General features: G+C 62.8%; 24 protein-coding genes and 1 tRNA gene. 13 read left to right on the top strand and 12 right to left on the bottom strand.

Annotated elements, in window-relative coordinates:
- Positions 1–127 precede the first annotated feature (127 nt).
- The gene (locus BBX50_RS16280; protein WP_065776366.1) at positions 128–562 is read left to right on the top strand and encodes a hypothetical protein; all 435 of its coding nucleotides are present in this window, start codon (positions 128–130) and stop codon (positions 560–562) included.
- A 66-nt stretch (positions 563–628) separates the two neighbouring features.
- Here the strand turns inward: BBX50_RS16280 and BBX50_RS16275 are convergent, their stop codons facing one another.
- A complete protein-coding gene (locus tag BBX50_RS16275) occupies positions 629–811 on the bottom strand; it encodes a YegP family protein (RefSeq protein ID WP_057250604.1) in 183 nt (60 codons plus the stop codon).
- A gap of 127 nt (positions 812–938) precedes the next feature.
- Positions 939–1,013: transfer RNA gene (locus BBX50_RS16270), tRNA-Gln, on the bottom strand.
- 214 nt (positions 1,014–1,227) lie between these two features.
- On the opposite strand from BBX50_RS16270, the gene BBX50_RS16265 reads away from it, so the two are divergent.
- The 3 genes from BBX50_RS16265 to BBX50_RS16255 are packed head-to-tail and all read left to right on the top strand — an operon-like array spanning position 1,228 to position 2,920.
- Entirely contained in the window at positions 1,228–1,524 is a 297-nt protein-coding gene (locus tag BBX50_RS16265; RefSeq protein ID WP_065776365.1) for a cupin domain-containing protein, read from the top strand.
- A gap of 17 nt (positions 1,525–1,541) precedes the next feature.
- A complete protein-coding gene (locus BBX50_RS16260; RefSeq protein ID WP_065776364.1) occupies positions 1,542–2,465 on the top strand; it encodes an MBL fold metallo-hydrolase in 924 nt (307 codons plus the stop codon).
- Between the two features lie 2 nt (positions 2,466–2,467).
- Positions 2,468–2,920: a DCC1-like thiol-disulfide oxidoreductase family protein gene (locus tag BBX50_RS16255; protein ID WP_065776392.1), complete on the top strand. Its 453-nt coding sequence runs from the start codon at positions 2,468–2,470 to the stop codon at positions 2,918–2,920.
- Between the two features lie 9 nt (positions 2,921–2,929).
- Here the strand turns inward: BBX50_RS16255 and BBX50_RS16250 are convergent, their stop codons facing one another.
- Positions 2,930–3,838 carry a DUF1499 domain-containing protein gene (locus tag BBX50_RS16250; protein ID WP_065776363.1) on the bottom strand — a complete coding sequence of 303 codons (909 nt, stop codon included), beginning with the start codon at positions 3,836–3,838 and terminating at the stop codon, positions 2,930–2,932.
- A gap of 257 nt (positions 3,839–4,095) precedes the next feature.
- Here BBX50_RS16250 and BBX50_RS16245 point away from each other — a divergent pair, with 257 nt between their 5' ends.
- Complete coding sequence (locus tag BBX50_RS16245; RefSeq protein WP_065776362.1) at positions 4,096–4,479, top strand: hypothetical protein; 384 nt, start codon at positions 4,096–4,098, stop codon at positions 4,477–4,479.
- A gap of 357 nt (positions 4,480–4,836) precedes the next feature.
- Positions 4,837–5,109, top strand: coding sequence for a hypothetical protein (locus tag BBX50_RS16240; RefSeq protein WP_065776391.1), 273 nt, complete (start codon positions 4,837–4,839; stop codon positions 5,107–5,109).
- Positions 5,110–5,163: 54 nt separating this feature from the next.
- Here the strand turns inward: BBX50_RS16240 and ppdK are convergent, their stop codons facing one another.
- Positions 5,164–7,830 (bottom strand): pyruvate, phosphate dikinase, encoded by a 2,667-nt coding sequence (gene ppdK / locus BBX50_RS16235; protein WP_065776361.1) that lies wholly within the window; start codon positions 7,828–7,830, stop codon positions 5,164–5,166.
- Positions 7,831–8,158: 328 nt separating this feature from the next.
- On the opposite strand from ppdK, the gene BBX50_RS16230 reads away from it, so the two are divergent.
- Positions 8,159–10,006, top strand: a complete 1,848-nt coding sequence (locus BBX50_RS16230; protein WP_065776360.1) for a caspase family protein — start codon at positions 8,159–8,161, stop codon at positions 10,004–10,006.
- 63 nt (positions 10,007–10,069) lie between these two features.
- Here BBX50_RS16230 and smc read toward each other — a convergent pair whose 3' ends face one another.
- The 3 genes from smc to BBX50_RS16215 all read right to left on the bottom strand — a co-directional run bounded on the left by smc (position 10,070) and on the right by BBX50_RS16215 (position 15,098).
- The gene (smc, locus tag BBX50_RS16225) at positions 10,070–13,531 is read right to left on the bottom strand and encodes a chromosome segregation protein SMC (protein WP_065776359.1); all 3,462 of its coding nucleotides are present in this window, start codon (positions 13,529–13,531) and stop codon (positions 10,070–10,072) included.
- A gap of 102 nt (positions 13,532–13,633) precedes the next feature.
- Complete coding sequence (locus BBX50_RS16220) at positions 13,634–14,473, bottom strand: DsbA family protein (RefSeq protein ID WP_083213700.1); 840 nt, start codon at positions 14,471–14,473, stop codon at positions 13,634–13,636.
- Between the two features lie 118 nt (positions 14,474–14,591).
- Positions 14,592–15,098: a DUF721 domain-containing protein gene (locus tag BBX50_RS16215; RefSeq protein WP_065776357.1), complete on the bottom strand. Its 507-nt coding sequence runs from the start codon at positions 15,096–15,098 to the stop codon at positions 14,592–14,594.
- A gap of 89 nt (positions 15,099–15,187) precedes the next feature.
- Here BBX50_RS16215 and mutY point away from each other — a divergent pair, with 89 nt between their 5' ends.
- The 3 genes from mutY (at position 15,188) to BBX50_RS16200 (ending at position 17,961) form a co-directional block, all read left to right on the top strand.
- Positions 15,188–16,279 (top strand): A/G-specific adenine glycosylase, encoded by a 1,092-nt coding sequence (mutY, locus tag BBX50_RS16210; protein ID WP_139108506.1) that lies wholly within the window; start codon positions 15,188–15,190, stop codon positions 16,277–16,279.
- 23 nt (positions 16,280–16,302) lie between these two features.
- A complete protein-coding gene (locus BBX50_RS16205; RefSeq protein WP_065776355.1) occupies positions 16,303–16,920 on the top strand; it encodes an HAD family phosphatase in 618 nt (205 codons plus the stop codon).
- 102 nt (positions 16,921–17,022) lie between these two features.
- Positions 17,023–17,961, top strand: coding sequence for a hypothetical protein (locus BBX50_RS16200; RefSeq protein ID WP_139108507.1), 939 nt, complete (start codon positions 17,023–17,025; stop codon positions 17,959–17,961).
- 131 nt (positions 17,962–18,092) lie between these two features.
- Here the strand turns inward: BBX50_RS16200 and BBX50_RS16195 are convergent, their stop codons facing one another.
- The 3 genes from BBX50_RS16195 to BBX50_RS16185 all read right to left on the bottom strand — a co-directional run bounded on the left by BBX50_RS16195 (position 18,093) and on the right by BBX50_RS16185 (position 20,033).
- Complete coding sequence (locus BBX50_RS16195) at positions 18,093–19,223, bottom strand: site-specific DNA-methyltransferase (RefSeq protein ID WP_065776353.1); 1,131 nt, start codon at positions 19,221–19,223, stop codon at positions 18,093–18,095.
- Positions 19,224–19,358: 135 nt separating this feature from the next.
- Positions 19,359–19,709 (bottom strand): antibiotic biosynthesis monooxygenase, encoded by a 351-nt coding sequence (locus BBX50_RS16190; protein ID WP_065776352.1) that lies wholly within the window; start codon positions 19,707–19,709, stop codon positions 19,359–19,361.
- A gap of 3 nt (positions 19,710–19,712) precedes the next feature.
- Positions 19,713–20,033, bottom strand: a complete 321-nt coding sequence (locus BBX50_RS16185; RefSeq protein WP_065776390.1) for an NIPSNAP family protein — start codon at positions 20,031–20,033, stop codon at positions 19,713–19,715.
- 98 nt (positions 20,034–20,131) lie between these two features.
- Here BBX50_RS16185 and BBX50_RS16180 point away from each other — a divergent pair, with 98 nt between their 5' ends.
- Positions 20,132–20,812 carry a winged helix-turn-helix domain-containing protein gene (locus BBX50_RS16180; protein ID WP_065776351.1) on the top strand — a complete coding sequence of 227 codons (681 nt, stop codon included), beginning with the start codon at positions 20,132–20,134 and terminating at the stop codon, positions 20,810–20,812.
- 70 nt (positions 20,813–20,882) lie between these two features.
- Here the strand turns inward: BBX50_RS16180 and BBX50_RS16175 are convergent, their stop codons facing one another.
- A complete protein-coding gene (locus BBX50_RS16175; protein WP_065776350.1) occupies positions 20,883–21,551 on the bottom strand; it encodes a GntR family transcriptional regulator in 669 nt (222 codons plus the stop codon).
- A gap of 179 nt (positions 21,552–21,730) precedes the next feature.
- Here BBX50_RS16175 and BBX50_RS16170 point away from each other — a divergent pair, with 179 nt between their 5' ends.
- Positions 21,731–22,426 carry an HAD family hydrolase gene (locus tag BBX50_RS16170; RefSeq protein ID WP_065776349.1) on the top strand — a complete coding sequence of 232 codons (696 nt, stop codon included), beginning with the start codon at positions 21,731–21,733 and terminating at the stop codon, positions 22,424–22,426.
- Between the two features lie 297 nt (positions 22,427–22,723).
- Positions 22,724–23,830 carry an ABC transporter substrate-binding protein gene (locus BBX50_RS16165; RefSeq protein ID WP_065776348.1) on the top strand — a complete coding sequence of 369 codons (1,107 nt, stop codon included), beginning with the start codon at positions 22,724–22,726 and terminating at the stop codon, positions 23,828–23,830.
- 69 nt (positions 23,831–23,899) lie between these two features.
- Here the strand turns inward: BBX50_RS16165 and BBX50_RS16160 are convergent, their stop codons facing one another.
- The gene (locus BBX50_RS16160) at positions 23,900–24,451 is read right to left on the bottom strand and encodes a hypothetical protein (protein WP_065776389.1); all 552 of its coding nucleotides are present in this window, start codon (positions 24,449–24,451) and stop codon (positions 23,900–23,902) included.
- Between the last annotated feature and the right edge of the window lie 152 nt (positions 24,452–24,603).

The raw sequence follows: 24,603 nt of genomic DNA, 5'->3' as shown, positions 1-24,603 counted from the left end.
GGAGCCGCAGCGTGGATTTCCTTTCGCTGCTTTTGGCGCTAGAGCCACAACGGAAAGCGCTGCAAACCGGGGGATACGGGCTTGCGCGCCCTGCCTATTTCAGAACGAGAACCAAAGGGACAGACACATGAACTTCCGGATGATGACGGTGGCGGGCCTCGCGCTCGTGCTCGCCGGCTGCACGACGACGACGGGGATCTCCAGGAACGCGGTCGAAGCGCGCTGGCTCGGCCAGCCGGCCGGGGGCTTCTTCGCCCAGTACGGCCCGCCGATCTCCGACGTCGAGAGCGGCAGCTCCACCGTCTACAGCTGGAAGGGCGGCTACAAGACCCGCAAGATCCCGGCACAATACGAAACCACCAAGGACGGCAAGCGCGGCAAGCGCATTTCGTCAGCCCGCACGGAATACCTGAGCTGCGCGGTGCAACTCACCGTCTCGTCCGACTACGTCATCCGCTCGATCCACATTGCCGGCGACCGCAAGCGCGCCGAAGGTCCGAGCTGGTGCGAGGAATTCCTGGGTGCGCCGGCTCAGACCAAGCCGGCCGCAACCGCAGGCTAAGCTTCCCGAAACAAAAAGCCCGCCGGTCATGAATCGGCGGGCTTTTCTTATGGAAGAGCGTCGAACTCAGCTGCTGCTGTTATCCTCGACGGGCGCGTCCGGACCGTTCTTCTTGATCGAGTCGATGGCGTTCTGGGCACTAGCCTTGGTCTTGTAGCCTTCGGTCGAGAACATCACTTCGCTGTTGTACTTGAAGCGAACGCGGTACTCGCCGGCCTTGTCTTTGTAGATTTCGAATTTGTGAGCCATCTTCTCCCTCATACAAGTAGGAATCAACCGGACTAGCGTGTCAGTTGCAGAGTGACTTGACAAGAGTGCACGTAGAAACCCTCGCGCAGGCGACGCTGACAACTTCGGATCGTATGATTTGAGAATGTGGCTGGGGCGCCAGGATTCGAACCTGGGAATGCCGGTACCAAAAACCGGTGCCTTACCGCTTGGCGACGCCCCAACGGATGTGGCGGGACGACACGTCCGCCAAATCGAGCGCCTGATTATCAAAGCTCGCCGTCCGTCACAATCACTAAGTTGGCACTAAGTTGAATTTTCGGCGGATTTGTTGGCGCCCTCACGCAAAAGGCACTGCAGGCCCCTCGACACGTTACCGGATGCACCCTTCCCTTCGCGCGCCGCACCTCCTATTGTCCCGGCAAATGGAGAATGTCATGAGCCAGTTCCGCGCCCGTCCCCCTGCCGTTGCCAGCGTGCTTGTCGATGATGCGGTCGTCAGGGTCACCCGCTGGGATTTCGAGCCCGGCGCCGACACGGGTCACCATGTGCACGGTCTTGGGTATGTCGTCGTGCCGATGACCGACTGCCAGTTCCTGCTCGAGGAAGAGGCCGGCAGCCGCCGAGTCGATATCGCCAAGGGGGCTGCCTATCGCCGTGAGGCGGGCGTGGCGCACAATGTCGTCAACGCCGGAGCCGAGCCGATGTCGTTCATCGAGATCGAATACAAGTGAAAGCCAGGAAGAGACGCATGCAGGGGCCAGATTTCGATCTCGATTTCAAGCCGGCCCATGGCGTGGCCGTGACGGTTGCCGACGACGTGCAGCGCATCACCGTCAACAATCCCGGCCCCTTCACCTTCCACGGCACCAACAGCTATATCGTCGGCAGGCGGTCCGTTGCGGTCATCGACCCCGGCCCGGATGACGAAGCGCATTTCCAGGCACTGATGGCGGCCCTCGCCGGCCGTGAGGTCACCCATATCGCCGTCAGCCACACGCATCGCGACCACTCGCCGCTTGCTCGCCGCCTGAAGGCTGCGACTGGGGCCTTGATCGTCGGCGAGGGCCCGCATCGGCCGGCCCGCCCCTTGCATGCGGGAGAGACCAATCCCTTCGCTGAAAGCTCGGACATGGAGTTTGCGCCTGATGTCGCGCTTGCTGATGGAGGGCGCATCGAGGGCGACGGCTGGAACCTGACGGGGCTGACCACGCCCGGCCATACCGCCAACCACATGGCCTTCGCGCTCGACGGCGCCGGCATCCTCTTTTCCGCCGATCACGTCATGGCCTGGGCGACGACGATCGTCGCGCCGCCGGACGGCGCCATGGCCGACTACATGGCATCGCTCGAAAAGCTGCTTGACCGGGATGACCGTGTCTACCTGCCTGGCCATGGTGGTCCGGTCATCGAGCCGGCATCGTTCCTTCGGGGCCTGCGCGCCCACCGCAAGATGCGCGAGCGCGCCGTGCTCGAACGCATCCGCGCCGGCGACAGCCGGATACCCGACATGGTCAAGGTCATCTACGCTTCCACCGATGTCCGGTTGCATGGGGCGGCGGCACTCTCGGTGCTTGCGCATCTTGAAGACCTGATCGAGCAGGGTCGGGTCGAGACCGACGGGCCACCATCGCTCCTTGGTGCCTATCGGCTGGCGCCCGGCGGAGCCGGATGAACATGCGGCAGGAAGCCTACAGCTATCGCAGCGATCCCTCGGTGCCTGCCTTTGCCGACGACAAACCGGTGATCGTCTTCGACGGCGCGTGCATCTTCTGTTCGGGCTGGGTGCGTTTCCTGTTGCGACACGACCGGCACGGGCGCTACCGCTACCTCACGGCGCAGTCGCCGCTCGGCCAGGCGCTCTATCGGCACTATCGGCTCGATGCCGATACCCTGGAGAGTAACATTCTGATCGAAGACGGTGTGGCTCGCTTCAAATCCGACGGATCGATCCGCACGCTCGCCGGTCTCGGCCGGCCGTGGTCGCTCGTCAATGTGTTAAGGCTCGTGCCGGCGGTGTGCAGAGACCCGCTCTACGACCTCGTTGCCCGCGATCGCTATCGCATCGCCGGACGCAGCCGGAGCTGCCTTGTACCGAGCCCGGAGGAACGGCAGCGCTTTATCGGGTAAGGTTGCACCTCAGTCGCCGGCAATGCCCAAAAGCTCGGCGTCGAGCGCACGCAGGAATTGGTCGGCGAAGGCGGCCCCCATGCCGAGGTCATGCGGACCGTAGCGTGAGGCAACGCGAAGGTCGACAAAGGTCGTCTCCGCCTCCTCGCGCAGCCGGATCAACACATCGAAACGGAAGCCGGCGATCAGCGTGCGCCATTCACCCTGAAGCACGACGTCGCTGGCGCGTCGTCCTGCAATCGCCCCTTCGAGCGCCAGTTCCGGCCGCGCCGCCGGCACGGGAACGTTTTCCGGTTCTGCTGAGGTGTCGGCCCCGGCATTTGGCCTGACCGTCAGATCCTCAAGATCAGCGCGGGCGTTTTCGACGCCGAGCTCCTCGGTGATGCCGACGCGGCTCTGTTCGATGACGTTGCGCACCCCCTGGTAGACGCGGTCGAGCGCGCCATCGTAGCGCCGGCCGGTGAGCCCCGGATAGGCGAGGATCTGCGCCTCCCTATCCTCAGGCGTGACCACCGCTTTGCGCTTCAGCCAGCTCTCTTCCGTCTGCGGCACCTTCAGCCATGGCGGCGGCGTCACTGTATCGGTGCTGACATCGTAGATTGCTGGTCGGGTGAGATACTGCACGGCGCCGAAACCGATGAAGCCAAGCGCCGGCGCGGCATAGACGAGCGCCGCGGCAGACGCCAGCCCGCCGATCGCCGCAACCTGCCACAGGCGCGCGAGACCAACGACGGCAAGCAGGACACCAAGAAGCGCGAAAACGCCGGACAAGCCGACGAGGGCCAGGAAATGCGGCGTCGTCAGCGGTCCGAAGCGATGGGCAAGCAGCGACAGCGCGAAGAGCACGAAGGAGACGCGGGCGAAGCGGCGCGCCCAGTGGGCGGCATAGGAATAGGGGCGCTCGTACCGAACCATCATGTAGTTGAATCAATTCCCTGCCGCAAAACAGACCGCATTCTTAGACCATGCCCCGTGCCGTGAAAACAGGCAATGCACCAGTCAAGGCAGCGCCCGTGACGACCGCAGCCCGCTTCGCCGCAAAATCGCCATTCTCCTTAACCACCTATCACCCTATGGGACTGTGCCCGCGCGCTTGGGGCGTGCGGGGTTTCAATCGGAGGCAACGGTCTGCGCGACATCGTTCAAAAGCGCGCGGCAAGCGACGGAGAACCGACATGGGCGCATCGCAAGCAGCCGTGGCCATCGCCACGCCTACCCCTCTTCCGGCAGGCGACAGCGGCATTCCGATGGGGCTCATCGAGCTCGAACTCTCCCTTGACGGCTTTTCCGGAAACAACGACGATTTCACCAGCTTCGTTCGCACGGTCGCCGATAATGCCGGCGGCGAGCTGTTGTTTGCCCTGCCCGCCTCGGATCTGATCGAGGACTGCCGGAGCATTGCCGTGCTTCGATTGGGCGATACAGGAGGCGGCGCTTCAATCCTGTTTGCCTGCCTCGACGAGCAAGGGGCGGCCGTGCGCATCGAGCATCCAAGCGACGGCACGCGTGACCTCGAGCGCTTCGCCGAATCCTTCGTCGGCGTGCTCGAGCGCATCTAAGCGCGGCCAGGTCGCAGCGGCATATGCTGGAATATACCTCGGACAACGCGTAGAGCCTGCATCAGCCTGGCCAATCAAGGGGCGGCAACTGCCGGACGCGTTCACCAGCAGCGCGAACGTCGCTCATGAGACCAAGCACCCACCAAGGATGCGCAGCAGCCCATAACGGGAAGCCATCGATCGCGCACAACCAGGACCTGCCACAGATTTGGCGCTGTTCGCTTCGATTTTCAGTACAACTCCCTATATTGACTGTGATTCGAGGAGTTGGGCGGCATGCGGCTCGATTGCTCACGACGTGACGCGCACCGGCCCGATTTCAAACAGGCCCCGGAGCGCGCAGGAGGCGCGAAGACCATGACCACCCGATTGACCATCCTTGTCGCAGCCGCTCTGTTGCTGACGGCGTGCCAGACGATGACGCCGGAGGAACGGCGCATCGCCGACGGCAATACCTGCGCCTCCTACGGCTTCCGCCGCGGCACCGATGCCTTTGCCACCTGCCTGCAACGCATCGAGCTCGACCGGCGCGCTGAATCGCGCGCCTTCCGCTATCAGAGTGACGTGATGATGTGGGGCTGGGACCGGCCAATCATCGTCTCGCGGCCAGTCATCGTCCAGCCGAAGTGACGCCAAGGTCGTCGAGCCAACGCCGCCTTGGCGGCGCCGGCTGTCTCTGTGTCCTCACCCCTTGCCGTTGATCGCGGCCTGCGCGGCGGCAAGCCGGGCGATTGGCACACGGAACGGCGAACAGGAAACATAATCCAGGCCGGCGTCCTCGCAGAAGCGGATCGAGCTGGGGTCGCCGCCGTGCTCGCCGCAGATGCCGAGCTTCAGGCCGTTCTTGGTTCGCCGACCGCGCTCGGCAGCGATCTGGATCAGTTCGCCCACACCGTCGAAATCAAGCGAGACGAAGGGATCCTGCTCGATGATGCCCTTCTGCTGGTAGGTCGCCAGGAACTGCGAAGCATCATCGCGCGAAATCCCGAAGGTCGTCTGCGTCAAATCGTTGGTACCAAAGGAAAAGAAGTCGGCCGCTTCGGCAATCACATGGGCGCGCAATGCCGCGCGCGGCAGTTCGATCATCGTGCCGACCAGATAGTCGATACCGATGCCGGATTCGCCGATCACGTCCTTCGCCACGGCATCGATGCGTGCCTTGACGTAGTCGAGTTCGGCACGCAGGCCAACGAGCGGCACCATGATCTCGGGAACGACTGCAGCGCCGGTTTCGTGCGCCGCCTCGACGGCCGCCTCGAAGATGGCGCGGGCCTGCATCTCGGCGATCTCGGGATAGGAGATCGCCAGCCGGCAGCCGCGGTGGCCGAGCATCGGATTGAACTCGTGCAGTTCATCGACACGCTGGCGCAGTTCCGACGGATCGAGCGAGAGGGCGCCGGCGACATCGGCGATTTCCTCGTCAGTCTTCGGCAGGAATTCGTGCAACGGCGGGTCGAGCAGGCGGATCGTCACCGGCAGGCCGTGCATGATCGAAAACAGCTCGACGAAGTCCGACCGCTGCATCGGCAGCAGCTTTGCCAGTGCCAAGCGGCGGCCATCTTCATCGTCAGCGAGGATCATTTCGCGCATGACGTTGATGCGATCATCTTCGAAGAACATGTGCTCCGTGCGGCAAAGGCCGATGCCCTCGGCGCCGAAGGAACGTGCAGCGCGCGCGTCAGCCGGCGTCTCCGCATTGGTCCTGACGGTCATGCGGCGGCTGGCGTCCGCCCAGGCCATGATCTTGCCGAAGTCGCCGGAAAGTTCCGGCTGCAGCATGGCAATCGCCCCCTTCAGCACCTGACCGGAGGACCCGTCGATGGTGATGACATCGCCCTTCCTCAGCGTCACGCCTCCGGCCGTCATCGTTTCGTTACGAAGGTCGACGCGGATGCTGCCGGCGCCTGAAACGCATGGGGTGCCCATGCCGCGGGCAACGACGGCCGCGTGGCTGGTCATGCCGCCTCGTGTCGTCAGAATGCCTTCGGCGGCGTGCATGCCATGAATGTCTTCCGGGCTGGTTTCGACACGCACCAGGATGACCTTGCGGCCCTCCTTGTCAGCCTGCACCGCCTCCTCGGAGGTAAAGACGATCTCGCCGGTGGCAGCACCCGGCGAAGCCGGAAGACCGGATCCGATAATGTCGCGCCGGGCATGCGGATCGATGGTCGGATGCAGCAGCTGGTCGAGCGAAGCCGGATCGATGCGGGCGACGGCCTCCTGCTCGGAGATCAAACCCTCCTGCGCCAAATCAACCGCGATCTTCAACGCCGCCTTGGCGGTGCGCTTGCCCGAGCGCGTCTGCAGCATCCAGAGCGTGCCGCGCTCGATGGTGAATTCAAGATCCTGCATGTCGCGATAGTGGCGCTCGAGCGTATCGCAGATCGAGCGGAACTCGGCGAAAGCTTCCGGCATCAACTTTTCCAGCGACGGCCTGTCCGACCCAGAGGCAAGCCGCGCGGCCTCGGTGATGTTCTGCGGCGTGCGGATGCCGGCAACGACGTCTTCGCCTTGCGCGTTGACAAGGAACTCGCCGTAAAGCTCGTTCTCGCCCGTCGAGGGGTTGCGGGTGAAGGCAACGCCCGTCGCCGAGGAATTGCCCAGATTGCCGAACACCATCGCCTGAACGTTGACGGCGGTTCCCCAGGCGGCAGGTATCGCGTGCAGGTGGCGATAGGTGATCGCCCTCGGGTTCATCCAGCTTGAAAAGACGGCGCCGATCGCACCCCAGAGCTGGACTTCGGGATCCTGCGGAAAGGGCTCGCCGAGCGCCTCCTCGATCGCCTCCTTGTAGCGTGTAATGAGGTGCTGCCATTCCACTGCGGAAAGCTCGGTGTCCTGCTCGTGGCCAAGGCGTGCCTTCTCGTCTTCCAGGATTTCTTCGAAGACGTCGTGGTCGACCCCCATGACGACATCGCCATACATCTGGATGAACCGGCGATAGCTGTCCCAGGCAAAACGCGCGTCACCAGCATCATGGCCAAGCGCATGCACCGACTCGTCGTTGAGACCGAGGTTCAAGACCGTGTCCATCATGCCGGGCATCGAAGCGCGGGCGCCCGAGCGAACCGAAAGCAACAGAGGATGCGTCGTGTCGCCAAAGACGCGACCGGTCACCTCTTCCATCCGGCTGATACCATCGCGCACCTGGTCGCGCAGGCCTTCCGGCATCTGCCTGTCGTTATCGAAAAAGCTGTTGCAGGCCTCGGTTATGATTGTCAGGCCAGGCGGCACCGGCAAACCGAGGTTGCACATTTCGGCTAGGTTTGCACCCTTGCCGCCCAGCCGCTCGCGGTCACCCGCACGTCCCTCGGCCTTGCCCCCACCGAAGGTGTAAACCCATTTCGTCATGCCTGCTCTCCACCCAGAAACAGTCTTTTGTGACGATTTACAGTATATGCTTCAGCCTGGAAATGCACCCGGTGAAGATTTATGCTGCACCGCATCATTTTCTGTAACAGGACGACACATCGCATTGGCGTCTCCACCGCTCTCGCTCCAGGCTCCCAGCCCCCTGCGGCGCAGGCGGCACATCTCGTGATAACCACGCACTATGCATCCTATCCGAGATTGCGCGATACATTACAAATACCTAATATAAATTGGCGCGACGGGGGCGTATCCGAGAATATCCCGGCATGGCAATCCGTTTCAGTCTTAAGGGCTCGGAGGGTAGGTCATGAAATGGCGTGCAAATCTGAGATATTGGCTCCTTCCGGCGCTGATGGTCCTGTTTGCTGCGGGCAACGCTCTGGCCGAAGGAAACGGCAAACGGCTGGCACTCATCGTCGGCATGAGCAACTACGTGCTCGCCGGAACGCTGCCCAACGCTTCGCGCGACGCCGAGGCGTTCGACGCCTTTCTCAAGGCTCAGGGCTTCGAGACGAGCCTTGTGCTCAACGCCGATCGCAGGGGCCTTGCAGGGGCGCTTTCAAACTTCTCACGCAAGATCGGGCCAGACGACGTCGCCCTGTTTTACTACGCCGGACACGGCATGCAGCTGCACGGCGAGAATTTTCTTGTTGGCACCGACGCCAAGCTCGAAAGCGAATTCGACGTGCCGGCCGAGACCGTGGCGCTTTCCGAAATCATCAACGCCCTGGAGAAGCGCGCCAGGATATCGCTGGTCTTCCTCGACGCCTGCCGCAACAATCCACTTGCCGAGCGGCTCACGCGCGACGTGGAGGGTGCCACCCGTGGGGCTGCGACGAGAGGTCTGGCGCCGATCGAAACGCAGAGTGGCGGAACGCTCGTTGCCTTTGCGGCCGCCCCTGGCCAGGTCGCCGCAGACGGCACCGACGGGCATTCGCCCTTTACCCGGGCGCTGATCGCCAATCTCTCCGGCGCCGGCCTGGAGGTCGGGACCGCCTTCAAGCGGGTCGTGCGCGACGTGCGCAAGGAAACGCAGGGCAAGCAGCAGCCGCAGATCCTGTCCTCGCTGTCGCTGGAGTTCTATTTCGGGCCGGAGACGGCGGCGGTGCAGACCCCGGCGGTACAAACCGCAGTGCCACAGACCGCGGCGCAGCCGGCACTCGCGATACCGGCCGTTGACCCCGAGGCAATTGAGGCGGAAAAGGACTTCAAGAAGGCCCTCAAGATCGGAACGGCGCGCATCTGGCACTTCTTCGTCGAGAAGCATCGTACCGGCGAATATGCCGATCTTGGGCGCCAGGCGCTGGCTCAGATCGAACCTGTGGCCGTGCGCAACGCATCTCATCTGCCGCAATCCGTCGAAGCGCGGCTGTTGCCGGACAAAGACAAGCGGCGAAACGTGCAGCTCGCACTTGCCGCGCAGGGCTTTGCTGCAGGAACAGCCGACGGCGTTTTCGGCGGACAGACGCGCGAAGCGATCAAACTCTTCCAGAGCACCAACCGCCAGCCGGCGAGCGGTTTCATCACTGAACGCACAGCCGCCGCCCTCGGAATAAAGGTCAACGACCGTGCGGAGGGCATCTACAGCGCGACCAAGGCCCGCCGCTATGATGTTGCCAATCTCGAAGGCCTCGAAACCGATCAAACTGTCCTGCGGGCGCTGACCTGCCTGCGCCACTTCGATACCGTATATGGTGTGTTCGGCGGGCACCTCTATGTCGCCGTGCGGACGGGAACGATTTTGGCAGTCTATGCGCGTGGGATCGCCGGCGGTTGCGGCGCCCATCTTGCGTCGATTTCTTCTGAAGAGGAAAACGCGTTCGTCGCATCGCTTTTCAATGCCGACCAGAGCTTCTTCAATACCGGTTACGACCCCTCAGGCAATGTCAGCTACAAGATGGGCCCCTGGATCGGCCTGACGCAGGATCCACAGGGTAAGGAGCCCAGAGGCGGCTGGCACTGGGACAACGGTGCGCCCATGACGTATACGAAATGGTTCCAGGACATGCCCAACGAAGGCAAGAAAGGCGACGATATCGGCATGTACTACGCCCATCGCAACGGCAGAGCCGACACGACGTCCGTCTATGTCAATACCTGGGACGATATGGGGTCATCCGATGGAACGGGCGGCCTCATTCTCGAATTCGAATGACCGTCATTTGCCGACCCGGCCCAACCAACACGACGAACAGCTTCATCATCGAATTCGTGTAGCCTACACGACCTCTCTCAGCCGTTCGGCCGTCTGCAGGTCAACGGATACGAGCTGTGAAACGCCCTGCTCGGCCATGGTCACGCCGAACAGACGGTTCATGCGGGCCATGGTGATCGGGTTGTGGGTGATGATGATGAAGCGGGTCTCGGTCGAGGCCGCCATCTCGTCCATCAGGTTGCAGTAGCGTTCGACATTGTGGTCGTCGAGCGGCGCATCGACTTCGTCGAGCACGCAGATCGGCGCCGGATTGGTGAGGAACACGGCAAAGATCAGCGCCATCGCCGTCAACGCCTGCTCGCCGCCCGAAAGCAGCGTCATCGTCTGCGGCTTCTTGCCCGGTGGACGGGCGAGGATTTCCAGGCCCGCTTCCAGCGGATCGTCGCTTTCAATCAGCTGCAGTTCCGCGGTGCCGCCGCCAAAGAGATGGGTGAACAACCGCTGGAACTGCACATTGACGACGTCGAAGGCGGCGATCAGGCGTTCGCGGCCTTCACGGTTCAGGTTCTGGATGGCGCTCCTGAGCTTGCGGATCGCCTCGATGACGTCGTCGCGCTCCCTGAGGAGAAGGCCAAGCTTTTCCGAAAGCTCCTTCTGCTCCTCTTCGGCCCGCAGGTTGACGGCGCCAAGCCGTTCGCGCTCGATCTTCAGCCGTTCGAGTTCCCGTTCGACATTGCGCATATCCGGCAGCGCCTCGTCGACCGCAAGCCCGGTCAGGCGCATGACCTCATGCGGCGCGCAGGAGAGCGCCTCCTGGATGCGTGCCTCGATCTCGACGCGACGCTCACGGGCAGACACCAGGCGTTCCTCGGTCCGGCCGCGCTTTTCGCGCGATTCCGCCAGTTCCGATAGAGCTGTCGCTGCCAGACGGTCCGCCTCGCGCTGACGATTTTCGGCCTCGGCGAGCAGATCGGCTGCCTCGCGCCGTGCCGCTTCCGCCTTCTGCAGCTCGTTCATCAGCGCCCGGCGCTTGTCCTCGAACTCGTCGGGCGCGTCGATCAGTTCTTCCACCTCGTCGCGGGCTTCCGCTTCGCGGTCGCGCAGCGTCGCGATATGCTCCTCGGCGCTCGCGGCACGCGCCTTCCAGGTCTGCCGTTCCGCGGCAATCGCGGTGATGCGCCGCTGTCGGGCCTCGTTCTCGCGGGCGAGACCATCATGGGCGGCACGAGCCTCAGCGACGGCAGCGCGATCGGCAGCGACATCGGCGGTCTGTGTGCGCAGTTTCAGTTCCAGCTCCGAAAGGTCAGGCGCATCAGCCAACGCGTCGTTCGCCGTCTCGATCTGCTCGGCAACTTCCTCAACCTGGGCTTCGATCTGGCTTCGCGTTTCGGCAAGCACGGCTCGCCTGCGGGCAAGATCACCAGACGCGCGCTCGGCGGCCGCAAGCGCATCGCGCGCTTCGGAAAGCTGTCGGGTGATCATGCGCTGCGCATCGCGCGCAAGCCGCAACCGTTCGTCCTCGGCACGGATACGGCTACCGGCAGCGGTCAATTCCGCCTCCGCGCGGCCTAGTGCCTCGGCCGCGTTCTCGGCCTCCGCATCGAGTTCCGCCAATCGGTTCTTCTGGGCCAACCGCAGGGCGGCAGCACTCGGCGCCTCAGAGCCGGTGACGTGGCCGTCCCAGCGCCAGACGGAGCCCTGCTTGGTGACGAGGCTTTGGCCTGGCTTCAGCAGTGGCAGCAGCCGCTCGGCTTCCGCCTCGCTTGCAACGATGCCGATCTGCTTCAAGGCCCGCGCCAGCGCGTCCGGCGCCTTCACATGGGCGGCCAACGACGACACGTCTTCAGGCAGGCCAGCGTCGCCGGCATGGTCCCCTGGCTCGCGCCAATGGGCCGGCGCGTCCCTGTCGAGTGGCGAATCAAGATCATCGCCAAGGGCAGCGCCGAGCGCCGTCTCGAAGCCACGGTCGACCTTCATATCCTCGACCACAGCGGGATAGGCGCCGCCGGCAACTGCTTCCAGCATGCGCCGGATTGTGCGTGCTTCCGTTTCGATGCCGTTCAGGGTGGCACGTGCGCGATCGACCGGCGGGCGCGCCTCGACCTCCGCGCGACGCGCCTCCGCTAGGGCCTCTTCGATCGCAAGAACGTTGGTTTCCGCGTCTTCCAGCGCCGCTTCGGCGACCTCAACCTGGCCCTGCTTCTCATGCGGATCAGGAAGTGCGGCCATCTGCCGGTCGAGATCGTCGAGATCGCGCGACTGATCGGCCAGTTGCCGGGCAAGCCGAGCCTGGCGTTCGGAGAGATCACGTAGCGTGCGCTCGAGCTGGTTGCGCCCGGCCTGCACTTCGGCACGCTCGGCGGTCAGCCGTGCCAGCACTGCCTCGCTGCCAGCAAGCTTTTCATTTGCCTCTTCCAGCCGATCGCGCGCTTCCGTCGCGCGATCGTCGGCCTCGGCCAGCATGTCGTTGAGCTCGGCCCCCTCCTCGTCGAGGCGCGCCAGAATGCCGGCATTGTCGACGACAAGGCGCTCTTCGCGGGCAATGTCTTCTGCAAGCTGCGCCAGCCGGCGCTGCAATTCGTCGCGCCGCCTGAGAATCCGGCCCGCATCCTCTTCGAGCTGTGAGCGCGCGATCTGCAGGCGCTGCAAAGCGGCAGCGAATTTTGCTTCATTCTCGCGCAGCTCCGGCAGCTTCAGGCTGGCAATCGCCTGGTCCTTGGCCGCCTGCATCTGCGCCTGCGCCTTTTCTGCAACCAGCGCAGTCACCTGATTGAGCTGGCTCGTCGCCTCGGCTTCCGCTTCCTTGGCCTGTACCCAGCGGATGTGAAAGAGGATCGCCTCATGCTTGCGGATATCGGCCGAGAGCATCTTGAAGCGGTTGGCCTGGCGCGACTGGCGCTTGAGGCTCTCGATCTGGCTTTCGAGCTGCGAGGTCACGTCGTCGAGACGCTCGAGATTGGTCTCGGCCGCCCTCAACCGTAACTCAGCCTCGTGGCGGCGCGAGTGCAGGCCGGAGATGCCGGCAGCCTCTTCGAGAAGCTGACGGCGGGCCTGCGGCTTGGCAGCGATCAGCTCGCCGATACGCCCCTGCCCAACCATCGATGGCGAACGCGCGCCGGTCGAGGCGTCGGCAAAGAGGAGCTGCACATCCTTGGCGCGCGCCTCCTTGCCGTTGATGCGGTAGACCGAACCCTGCTCGCGCTCGATGCGGCGCGTCACCTGGATCTCGTCGCTGTCGTTGAAGGCCGCTGGGGCGGTGCGGTCGCTGTTGTCGAGGTAGAGGCCGACTTCGGCCGTGTTGCGCGCCGGACGGTTGCCGGATCCGGAAAAGATCACGTCGTCCATGCCGGAAGCGCGCATGTTTTTGTAGGAGTTCTCTCCCATCACCCAGCGCAAGGCTTCGACAAGGTTCGACTTGCCGCAGCCGTTCGGCCCGACGACGCCGGTGAGCCCCCGTTCGATGATGAACTCGGTCGGTTCGACGAAGGATTTGAAACCGAGCAGGCGAAGCTTGTTGAATTTCATGCGGGCGACGCTGGGGCAAGATACCCCCCTCTGCCGTCAACCCGAACGAAAAGAACGGGCGCACGGCTGCTGCCGTCGCCCGTTTTCAGGAAAAGCGAAGGATCAGAGCTTGCTGTCGATGAGGGCCGACATAACGTCAACCGACATGTCCCCCGAATAGTGCTCACCATTGACGAAGAAGGTCGGCGTCGACTGAACGCCGAAATCCTTTGCGCCCCGTTGCATGACAGCGTTCACATCATCCAGAAGTTTTTGGTTCGTCAAGCAGGCCTCGAAGCTCTCCTGTGTAAAACCGGCGAGTTTGGACATTTGCAGCAATGCATCTCGACCGTTCTGGGCTGCGGCCCACTGCTGCTGCTGTTTGAACAGCATGGAGATCATCGGGAAGTACTGGCCTTCCGGAGCGCAACGCGCCAGCATGAAGGCGGCCGCCGCCCGCGGATCGAACGGGAACTCGCGCAGTACGAAGCGGACCTTGCCGCTGTCGACATACTTCGTCTTGATCGCCTCGAAGGTGTTGTTGTGGAAGGCCGCGCAATGCGGGCAGGTCATCGACATGTACTCGACGATGGTCACCGGCGCATTGGCGTCGCCGATCGACATTTCCGGCAGGGCACCCGGCTCCATCAGCTTGGCCGGGTCGACGGAACCTTCCGACGAGGGGAGTTCGACCTTGACCGGAGCTGCGGTCGACTGGGCGACTTGCGTGCCCGCGGCCGGCTTGGCCTCGGTGGTCGCCGGCGTCGCACTCGTCGATGCCGTTGTGGTCGCGTCGGTCGCAGGCTTGGTCTCTGCCTTTGCCGCCGTCTCGCTTGCCGCAGTCGGCGCAGTCGAAGCCGTTTCCTTCTTTTCGTCGCTGCAGGCGGCAAGCACCAGGGCGACGGTTGCGATGGCAGCGCCGCTAAGCAGGCGTTTGGTAAGGTTCATTGAGGAAGCGGACATGAATTTGACCCGTGTTCGGAGGGAATTGCAGTGCGGATTCGATAGCTTGCCACGTGCAGGGCGGCAAGTGGCGCTGCGTCAACAGAATTCAAAGAATTGTGACCGGCCGATGGCCGCGTTAGCGGCGGCGGGGATTGAGGACAGCGGTACCCAGCCGCCGCAGTGCCGCCTTCAGTTCCTCGCTCTCGATGCCCTCGACCATCGTCTCCAGCCGGCGGGCGGGTTCACCCGAAAGGGGCTTCGGCTTGCCGCGGTGCTTTACCTGTGGCGACACAGGCTTCTGGACGATGCGCAGCTGGCCGACGGCATAGAAGCCGAAGAAGCCGTTGATGCGCTGGATCAATTCGCCCTGCGCATGGGTCAGGAACAGGGCGCGAGCCCCTTCGCAGGCAACCGTCAATACACCCGGCTGATGGCCGCCCTCGCCTGAAATCTCAGAGACACGGCGTGGCCAGGCGATTTTTTCGGGTCGCGTGCAATCGGCAAAGTCCTCGCCGGCGATTTCGTCCCAGGAACCGAGCAGCATGGTGTTGATGCCAGCCCGCTTGGCGAGCACGGGGTCGATCAAGCCGTTGGCGACCTCGCTGATCTGGACAACGCCCTTGCGGGATTTTTGCTCACTCACGTATGGACTTTCCGTAGGCAATGTCGATTGAGCCTTGATGACGCGGCTCCGCTTCGCCAAGTATAGGCCGGAAAGAGAACTCCCGGCAAATCATGCACGATACGATACCAGCGGCCGACGCCGCTCCCCTGCTCCTTGAATGGTACGACAGGCATCATCGCGACCTGCCCTGGCGGGTGTCACCGCCGATGGCCACCCAGGGAATCGTCGCCAACCCCTATCATGTCTGGCTGTCCGAGGTCATGCTGCAGCAGACCACCGTACAGGCGGTGAAGGCCTATTTCGAAAAGTTCCTGTCGCTGTGGCCGACCGTCGAGGATCTGGCGCGCGCCGACAACGAGGACGTGATGAAAGCCTGGGCGGGGCTTGGATATTACGCCCGCGCGCGCAATCTGAAGAAATGCGCCGAAGCTGTCGCCAAGGACCACGACGGCCGCTTTCCGGACACCGAGGATGCGCTGAAATCCCTTCCGGGCGTCGGCGACTATACCGCCGCTGCGATCGCGGCCATCGCCTTCAACCGCAAAAGCGCGGTGCTTGACGGCAATGTAGAGCGCGTGATCTCGCGGCTTTACGCGATCGAGGCGCCGCTGCCGGCCGCGAAGCCCGAGATGCGGGGACGTGTCGCCGCGCTGACGCCCGACGACCGGCCGGGCGATTTCGCCCAGGCGATGATGGACCTCGGCGCGACGATCTGCACGCCGAAGCGGCCGGCCTGCTCGCTCTGTCCCTTCCGCTCCCACTGTCGCGCGCTTTTGATCGCCGATCCCGAAACCTTTCCGCGCAAGGCGAAGAAAAAAGACAAGCCGCTTCGGCGCGGCGCCGCCTTTGTCGCAATCGACGCGGACAACGCCGTCTATCTGCGCAAACGGGTCGAAACCGGCCTGCTTGGCGGCATGACCGAGGTGCCCGGCACCGACTGGACATCGCGGCAGGACGGCGACACGTCGCTCGCCTCGCAGCCCTTCGCAGGCCCTTGGGAAAACTGCGGCACCATCAGCCATGTCTTCACACATTTCGAGTTGCGTCTCTCGGTCTACCGGGCCAATGTCGCGCGCGCCGGAACTGAGGGCGATGGCTGGTGGGAGCCGGTTCACTCCCTGAAAGCCCAGGCGCTGCCGACGGTGATGAAAAAGGCGATCGCTCAGGCGATCCCGCATGCGTTCAAGGCGGAACGCTGAAAGATCGAGTTAGGAAATCTTCCATGAGCAGCATCGAGATCCGTCACATCGTCTTCGACATCGGCAAGGTGCTGATCCACTACGACCCCAACCTGCCCTATAGCCGCATCATTCCGGATGAGGCGGAACGGGAATGGTTTTTTGCCAATGTCTGCACCCATGACTGGAACATCGAGCAGGATCGCGGCCGGCCGTGGGAAGAGGCCGAAGCGCTGCTGATCAAGGATTTTCCTGATCGCGAAGAGCACATCCGCGCCTTCCGCAAGCATTGGCAGGAGATGGTGCCGCATGCCTATGTCGAAACGGTTTCGCTGCTGGAGCGGCTGATTGCCGAAGGACGTGACGTGACGATGCTGACCAATTTCGCCTCCGATACCTTTCGCGAGGCGCAGCAGCTTTACCCCTTCCTGACCCTGCCACGCGGCGTCACAGTTTCGGGCGACGTCAAACTGATCAAGCCAGACATCGCCATCTACGAAACACACACCCGGGCCTTCGACCTCACCCCGTCGGCAACCCTTTTCATCGACGACAGCATCCCGAATGTCGAAGCCGCGCGGCTGGCCGGCTGGCATGCGGTGCACTTCGTCGATCCGGAGAAACTGAAGGTCGACCTCGCTGCCTACGGCATCCATCCGTAAGCTCGGATCGCAGGACCCGGCAGCTCCTCTGAGCACTCGACAGCACGATTTTGCCACGAATCTCTTGCGCTACCTGTGATTTCACATTCGCAGGAGAAGTATATGCGTGATTTAGAATTGTACGTGGTTCATGATGGCGACGCCAAGGACACGGTCGTTAGCGAGATCTATGCGACGACCGAGGCAAGCTATCGCAAAGAAGTTCCCCTCGAAGAATTCAGGGAGCACCTTGCCGAAGACCGCATCGTCGTCGCGAGACGAGACGAAACGATCGCCGGCTGGCTGAGCCTTCCTGCAACCATTTCAGAACGAGACGACGACGAGGCAGCCTCAGTTCCAGGCGTGCCAGTTGTACTCCCGATCGATCAGGACGACGCCGACCTTCTGGCGCAGCTCCTTGAATTTGCGGCCGTCGAAGCAGCGCCGACTGGCATTGTCTGGCACGCGCGAAAGAGCGAACTCAATCAACAGGTCGCTGAAAAGACAGGCGCAATCGCGCATCGGGAGCTATTCAGAATTTGGCAAGCACCGCGCGAGCGTTGGTCGGCTCCGGTGGCCCTGGGCGGCGCTATTGTCCACGAGATTCACGCGCCCCTCGCAGACGATCTCCTCGCCAAATACGCCGAGTTCTTTACCAAGGCGGAGATATCGGACTGCAGCGGAGAGAGCTGCACCATGACCTGGGACGCGGCCAAAATCGCAGAAAACCTCGCCGAACGTGAGGACCATCTGCTCACGCAGATACTGGAACAACAAGGCCGCTTCGTAGCCGAAGCTTGTGCCTTCGTCTGGAATGACGAAATGATGATCCATATCACCCAGCATCACGCTCCCACTTCTGGCTTGGTCGCGCTCATAGCCGCCCTGCTTCAGCGCATTCCCGCCGCCCATCCCGACATCCGAATCGCAACCGTCGAGTTGCACGATAATGAGCGGGAGCTGCTTGAACCGGTGCTTGCGAAGTGCGGTTTCGAAGACAAAGGCCCCCGCACCCTCTATCACCTGCGCCCACGGGACGAAGCGGCACGCGCCATGGGCTGAGCCGTTAATGCAAATACAAACGCCCGGAATCCCCTCTTGAGGATTCCGGGCGTTTAAAGCTCTCCTTCCGGGACTGAAGGTACAAAAACCAGTCGGAGCGCTTTTTCGAAGGATCCGGTGGAACTGGTTGATCAGTTCAGTTTTGCCAGATCATTTCGAATGACGGTTCTGAGTTCGTCGATGGGCTTCAGGGTGTTCCCCTCTTCGAAGTGCCAGAATGTCCATCCGTTGCATGCATCAAGCCCCTGGACCTTGGCGCCCAGGCGATGAATTGAACCGGCTTCCCCGCCGGACGCGACCGTGCCGTCGGCGCGAACGATGGCGCTATAGCGGCGCTTGGCGTCCGTCAGCACCGTGCCGGGCTTGATCAGGCCGCTCTCGATCAGCGTGTTGAACGCGACGCGCGGCTCGGCCTTCTTGCCGGTCATGACCGACAGCATGGCCTTGCCGAGCGGCTCGACAGCATCAATGCGCGCCGATGCCGCGTCGATATAGTCCTGCTCGCGCTCGATGCCGACGAAGTGACGGCCGAGGCGCTTGGCGACCGCACCGGTCGTGCCGGAGCCGAAGAAGGGATCGAGAATGACGTCGCCCGGCTTGGTCGAGGCCATCATGATACGGGCGAGCAGTGCTTCCGGCTTCTGGGTCGGATGCACCTTCTTGCCGTCGTCGTCCTTCAGCCGCTCATGGCCCGAGCAGATCGGAAACAGCCAGTCGGAGCGCATCTGCACGTCGTCATTGGCCGCCTTCATCGCATCGTAGTTGAAGGTGTAGCCCTTGGCATTGGCGTTCGGCGTCGCCCAGATCAGCGTTTCGTGGGCGTTCTGGAAACGACGGCCCTTGAAGTTCGGCATCGGGTTGGTCTTGCGCCAGATGATGTCGTTGAGGATCCAGAAGTGCAGATCCTGCAGGATGGCGCCGACGCGGAAGATGTTGTGGTAGGAGCCGATGACCCAGAGGGTGCCGGTCGGCTTGAGCACGCGGCGGCAGGCGAGCAGCCAGGCGCGGGTAAAGGCGTCATAGGCTTCGAACGAGGCGAACTGGTCCCATTCGTCGTCGACGGCATCGACCACCGACTGATCGGGACGGGTCAGCATGCCGCCGAGCTGGAGGTTATAGGGCGGGTCGGCGAAAACGACGTCGACCGAATTGTCGGGAAGCGCATTGAGCGCCGCAACGCAGTCACCCTTGATGATGGTGTCGAGCCAGCCTTGCGGGCGGGCGGAGCGGGAGACTTCGGCAAGCGAAACAACTGAAGACATGGACAACTCGCAAATACGCTTACTCGGAACGGACGATGGAGCTTATGGTTACCGAAGATGGTTACCAAAGCCTGAAGGCCGTTCCGAAAATGTGCGTAGTCACGCCATGTTAGCGATTTCTGATCTCTGGCCGTTTCATTTGGCGTCATGAAATGCGCGGCTATCGGCCGGCGCTTCATGGCGCTCGTTCAGCCCGTAATCGCGGATGACGGAAGCAATGCGCAGGCGATAGTCGGCAAAGACACCATGACGCCCCGCGTCCTGGGCGGCGCGGTGTTCGGCACCGTTGCGCCAGGCTTTCACCGCCTCCTCGTCGCGCCAGAAGGACAAGGACAACACCTTGTCGGGATTGGTGAGACTCTGGAACCGCTCGATCGAGATGAAGCCATCGATGTCGTCGAGTAAGGGACGAAGATCGGCGGCAATGCCGAGATAGGCGTCCCGCTGGCCCTCGGCCGGCAGGACTTCGAAGATGACGGCAATCATGTTTCACTTTCCTCCGGCGGGCATCGACACGTTCTTCAGGAAGATGCGGTCTTCCTTCAGGATAAACCGTTCCCGGCGGGAAAAGGCATAATTCTCCCGGCCGAGCGGATCGGCGGCGAGCCGGGCGCGATAGGCTTCATAGGCCGCGAGACTCTCGATGTTGTAGACACCGTAGGCTGTCGTGGCCGAGCCCTCGTGCGGTCCGAAGTAGCCGATGAGATCCGCACCGCAGCGGGGGATCACCTCGCCCCAGCAGCGAGAATAGGTGGCGAACTCCTCCTTCTTGAAGGGGTCGATTTCGTAGCGGATGAAACAGGTGATCATCGTCGTCGTCTCCATGTCGTCGGGGCGTTTCGCCCGGCCTTCGATGGGGGTGACTATGCCTGCTTGTGCTGCGGGGATGCTTCGACTACGATCGAAGTATGAAGGAAGGTCCTGACATCGCTCTCATCGGTTCGCTGATCGGCGACCCCGCTCGCGCCAACATGCTGACGGCGCTGATGGGTGGCCGTGCCCTGACGGCGACCGAGCTTGCCACCCATGCCGGGATCACGCTTCAGACCACCAGTTCCCACCTTTCCAAGCTCGAGGCCGGCGGCCTCATCAGCCAGCGCAAGCAGGGACGGCACCGGTATTTTCAGCTTGCCGAAGACGAAGTCGGGCTGATGCTCGAAAACCTGATGGGCTTTGCCGCAAGCCGCGGCATGAACCGGCACCGTCCCGGCCCGAAGGATCCGGCGCTCAGAAAGGCGCGTGTCTGCTACAACCATCTCGCCGGCGATTTTGGCGTGCGCATGTATGACAGCCTGATCGCCGAGAAGCAGATCGAGGTAACCGGCGACGATCTGGCGCTGACACTGGCGGGGCAGACCCGGATCGAGGCGCTTGGCATCGATTACGCGGCGCTCACAAAATCGCGCCGCCCGATCTGCCGCACCTGTCTCGACTGGAGCGAACGCCGGTCGCATCTCGCCGGCTCGCTCGGCGAGGCGCTGCTGACCTTGTTCATCGACAAGGGCTGGGCAAAACGAGAATCCAACAGCCGCGCCATCCGCTTTACCGCCAATGGCGAAAAGGCCTTTTCCGAGCTGTTCCCACAATAGGTGGCCGGCAACTCTCAATCGGCGCGATTGCGGACGGGAAAACCGCTTCACACTTTTCCTGGAATTGCTGCTAGCCGACGATCGAGAAAGCCTCGCGGGTCTCGCCGGCAGCGGTCCTGACTGGCGTCTTGCCGATCCAGCCCACATGCCGTTCTAGGATCTTGGCAGCCTCATCGCCCCGGCCTTCGCGCAGGGCCGAAAGGATCGCGCGATGGTCGTGATCCGTGCGGGCCTCCCAGCTCGTGCGCCAGGCCGAAAAAAGAAAGCGAGCACTTGCCGCATGCAGATCGTCGATCGCGGCAAGCAGCCGGGGCATGCCGCAGGGCTGAAGGATCAGCCGATGGAAGGCGCGGTTGGCCGCCTCCCAGGACCGCACATCCCGCGATGTATCGGCAGCAACCGTCGCCGCCTCAGCCCGGTCGAGGATAGCCGGTGTGAGATGCGGAATGGCGTGGCGAAGCGCCAGAACTTCAAGCACGGCGCGCATTTCCGCAACCTCCCGCACCTCCTTCAAGTCGAAAGAGGCGACGCGCACGCCGCGGCGAGGCTCGCTGACGGCAAGGCCCTGCGCCTCCAGCCGCCGAAAGGCTTCGCGAACGGGGACGTGGCTCGCGCCGAATTCTTCGGCGATGTGATCCTGGCGCAAGCGCTCTCCGGGCATCAATATGCCGGAGATGATCCTCTCGGCCAGCGCCCTGCTGATGCGACTTGCAAGCGTATCGTCCTGTTGCTTTTCCATCGCCTACAGATAGAGCCGCGAAACAAAGCTGTCGAGCAAGCGAAGCAGCGGTATCGATAATTTCCAAAGGTTGAGCTTTCGGCCGCCTTCGTATAAAGCTCTGCCGTACGAAAGCCCCACGCCGCGCGAGCTCACCTCCCCCGCCTGCGGCGTCTCCTCCTCCCAGGGAATAGTTCCAAATGACCGGTATCGATCTCATCATTTTTGATTGCGACGGCGTTCTCGTCGATTCCGAAATCATCGCCTCCGAAGTCGAAGCAGCGCTGCTCACCGAAGCGGGTTACCCGATCAGCGTCGAGGAAATGGCCGAGCGTTTTGCCGGCATGACCTGGCACAACACGCTGCTTCAGGTTGAGAAGGAGGCGAGCATTCCGCTTTCCGCCTCGCTGATCGACAAGGTCGACACGATCCTCGACGAACGCCTGGCTCGCGACGTCGAGATCATCGAAGGCGTCAAGCCGATGCTGCTGCAGCTGACGCTGCCCCATTGCATCTGCTCCAACTCCACCTCGGCGCGGCTTGCGATGATGCTCGGCAAGGTCGGCATCAAGGATCATTTCGGCCCGCGCATCTACTCTGCGCGCGACCTCGGTCCCGATCGCGTCAAGCCGAAGCCGGACATCTTCCTGCATGGCGCCAAGCAGATGGGCGTCGCTCCGTCACGCGTGCTGGTGATTGAAGATTCGGTTCATGGCATCCATGGCGCCCGCGCAGCCGGCATGCGCGTCGTCGGCTTCACCGGCGGTTCGCACACCTACCCGTCGCACGCCGACAAGCTGACAGAAGCCGGTGCCGAGACGGTGATCTCGCGCATGACGGCGCTTCCGGGCGTTATCGCAGCGCTCTCGGAATGGTCTGAATCGCTGACGGCCTGAAACGCCGCACACCCCTTCGCTCCGGCTGCCGCCGGAGCGGAAAGAAGCCTTCGGCCACCACGGCCGGCGTCCGATTAGACGTCGAGGGACACGATGACACATTGAAGTGCCGTCGCGTTCCCTAGAAAATCTCCACAGCGTCGCGCCTCTTATCAGAGGCGTAGCACTTTGAATTGCTGCATGTTTTTGTCCTTGAATCGATTACGGCTTAAGGAAACATGCAGTAGGTTTTCGAAAAGCCGCGCACGAGGGCCATATCAAGCAAGCCCCATCGGGGTATTTCAAGGAGGAAACACTATGCGTCTTTCACTGTTGACCGGGCTGACCCTGGCGGCCAGCGTCGCCTTCGGCCCGCTTGCCTTCGCCGATATCACCGTTGGCGTGATCACGCCGCTCACCGGCCCGGTCGCGGCCTATGGCGAGCAGGTGAAGAACGGCGCCGAAGCGGCAGCCGAAGAGATCAACAAGGCCGGAGGCATCAACGGCGAGAAGATCGTGCTGAAGCTGCTTGACGACGCGGGCGACCCGAAGCAGGCCGTGTCTGTCGCAAACCAGGCAGCCGGCGAAGGCATCCGCTTCGTCGTCGGCCCGGTTCTGTCGGGCACCTCGATGGCGGCTTCCGACGTTCTCGCCGAAAACGGCATCCTGATGGTGACGCCGACGGCAACGACGCCGGATCTCACCACGCGCGGTCTCTGGAACGTGCTACGCACCTGCGGCCGTGACGACCAGCAGGCCGAGGTCGCCGCCGCCTATGTCGTCAAGAGCCTCAAGGACAAGAAGGTCGCCGTACTTCATGACAAGGCTCCCTACGGCAAGGGTCTCGCCGACAGCTTCAAGAAGGCGATCAATGCAGGCGGCATCACCGAAGTCGTCTACGAAGGCCTGAACCCGGGCGACAAGGACTTCAGCGCCATCGTCACCCGCCTGAAGGCCGAGAACGTCGATGTCGTCTATTTCGGCGGTTACCATCCGGAAGGCGGCCTGCTCGCACGCCAGATGCACGACCAGGGCGTGAAGGCACAGATCTTTGGCGGCGACGGCCTGTCGAACACCGAGTTCTGGGCAATCGGCGGCGAAGCGGCAACCGGCACGGTCTACACCAATGCCAGCGACGCGACCCGCAACCCGGCGTCGGCTCCGGCCGTAGAAGCGCTGAAGGCGAAGAACATCCCGGCCGAAGCCTTCACTCTCAACGCCTATGCCGCCGTTCAGGTGCTGAAGGCCGGCATCGAAAAGGCAGGCTCCGCCGAAGATGCGACCGCGGTTGCAACCGCGATCAAGTCCGGCGAAGCAATCGACACGGTTCTCGGCAAGCTGACCTATGGCGAAGCCGGTGACCTCACCTCGCAGGCGTTCTCGCTCTACAAGTGGGAAGGCGGCAAGAGCGTTCCGGCCGAGTGAGCCGAAACGTGCAGTGAAATGAAAACGCCGGGGCAAGCCCCGGCGTTTTTTTGCGACGGCTGTCGCAGCTTACTTCTTCTTGCCCTTGGCCGGCGGGCCTTCGTCGAAGCCGACATAGACGGTGACGTTGGAACCGGCACCGGCCGGCAATGTCACGTTCGTCTTGGTGAACACGAATTGCCCCGAACCGGTCGAGGGGATTTCGGCCGCGTGCTGGGTCAGCTCGGAATAGAGCGTCTTGTCTTCGTCGGTAGCGGCAACACGGATCGGCATGGTGATTTTGCCGGGACCGCCCGCCGGACCGCTGACCACGCGCCCCTGCACGACAACAGTCATCGTCAGCGCGCTTTCGCTCTGCACGCATTGCCGTGTCGTGTCAGCCAGAGAAGCCTGGTAGACGACCTTCGTTGGGTCGTTTTTGGCTCCCTTGGCATAGCTGGTGAACACCGAAGTGCCGTCACGCAGGATGACCTGCGGGCATGCGGCCTGGACGACGGCCGGCGTCGGCGCGGCAGCACTGCCGCCCGCATCGATCGCCCCGCCCGATTGCGTCTTGTTACAGCCGGCGAGGACCGCGAGAAATGAAATTGCGAGAACAGGCCGGGATAATTTGCCAAACACGTTGAACAACCTCTGCTGGACCGGTTGAGACTCCTTGACCGAAATCTCGGCCGGAAGGCCTTTCGTGGCCTTCGGGCATCGTCTATAGCAGCGACAAACTGAAAAATCGATTGGGTCAGCCCATCCCTTCCGAATTTTCCGAAGTCTGTGCC

It is taken from the genome of Ensifer sp. LC11 (assembly GCF_001695835.1).
Lineage (GTDB): Bacteria > Pseudomonadota > Alphaproteobacteria > Rhizobiales > Rhizobiaceae > Ensifer.
Note: the sequence above shows the minus strand (reverse complement) of the source record. Positions and strands in the feature narration are given on the sequence as shown.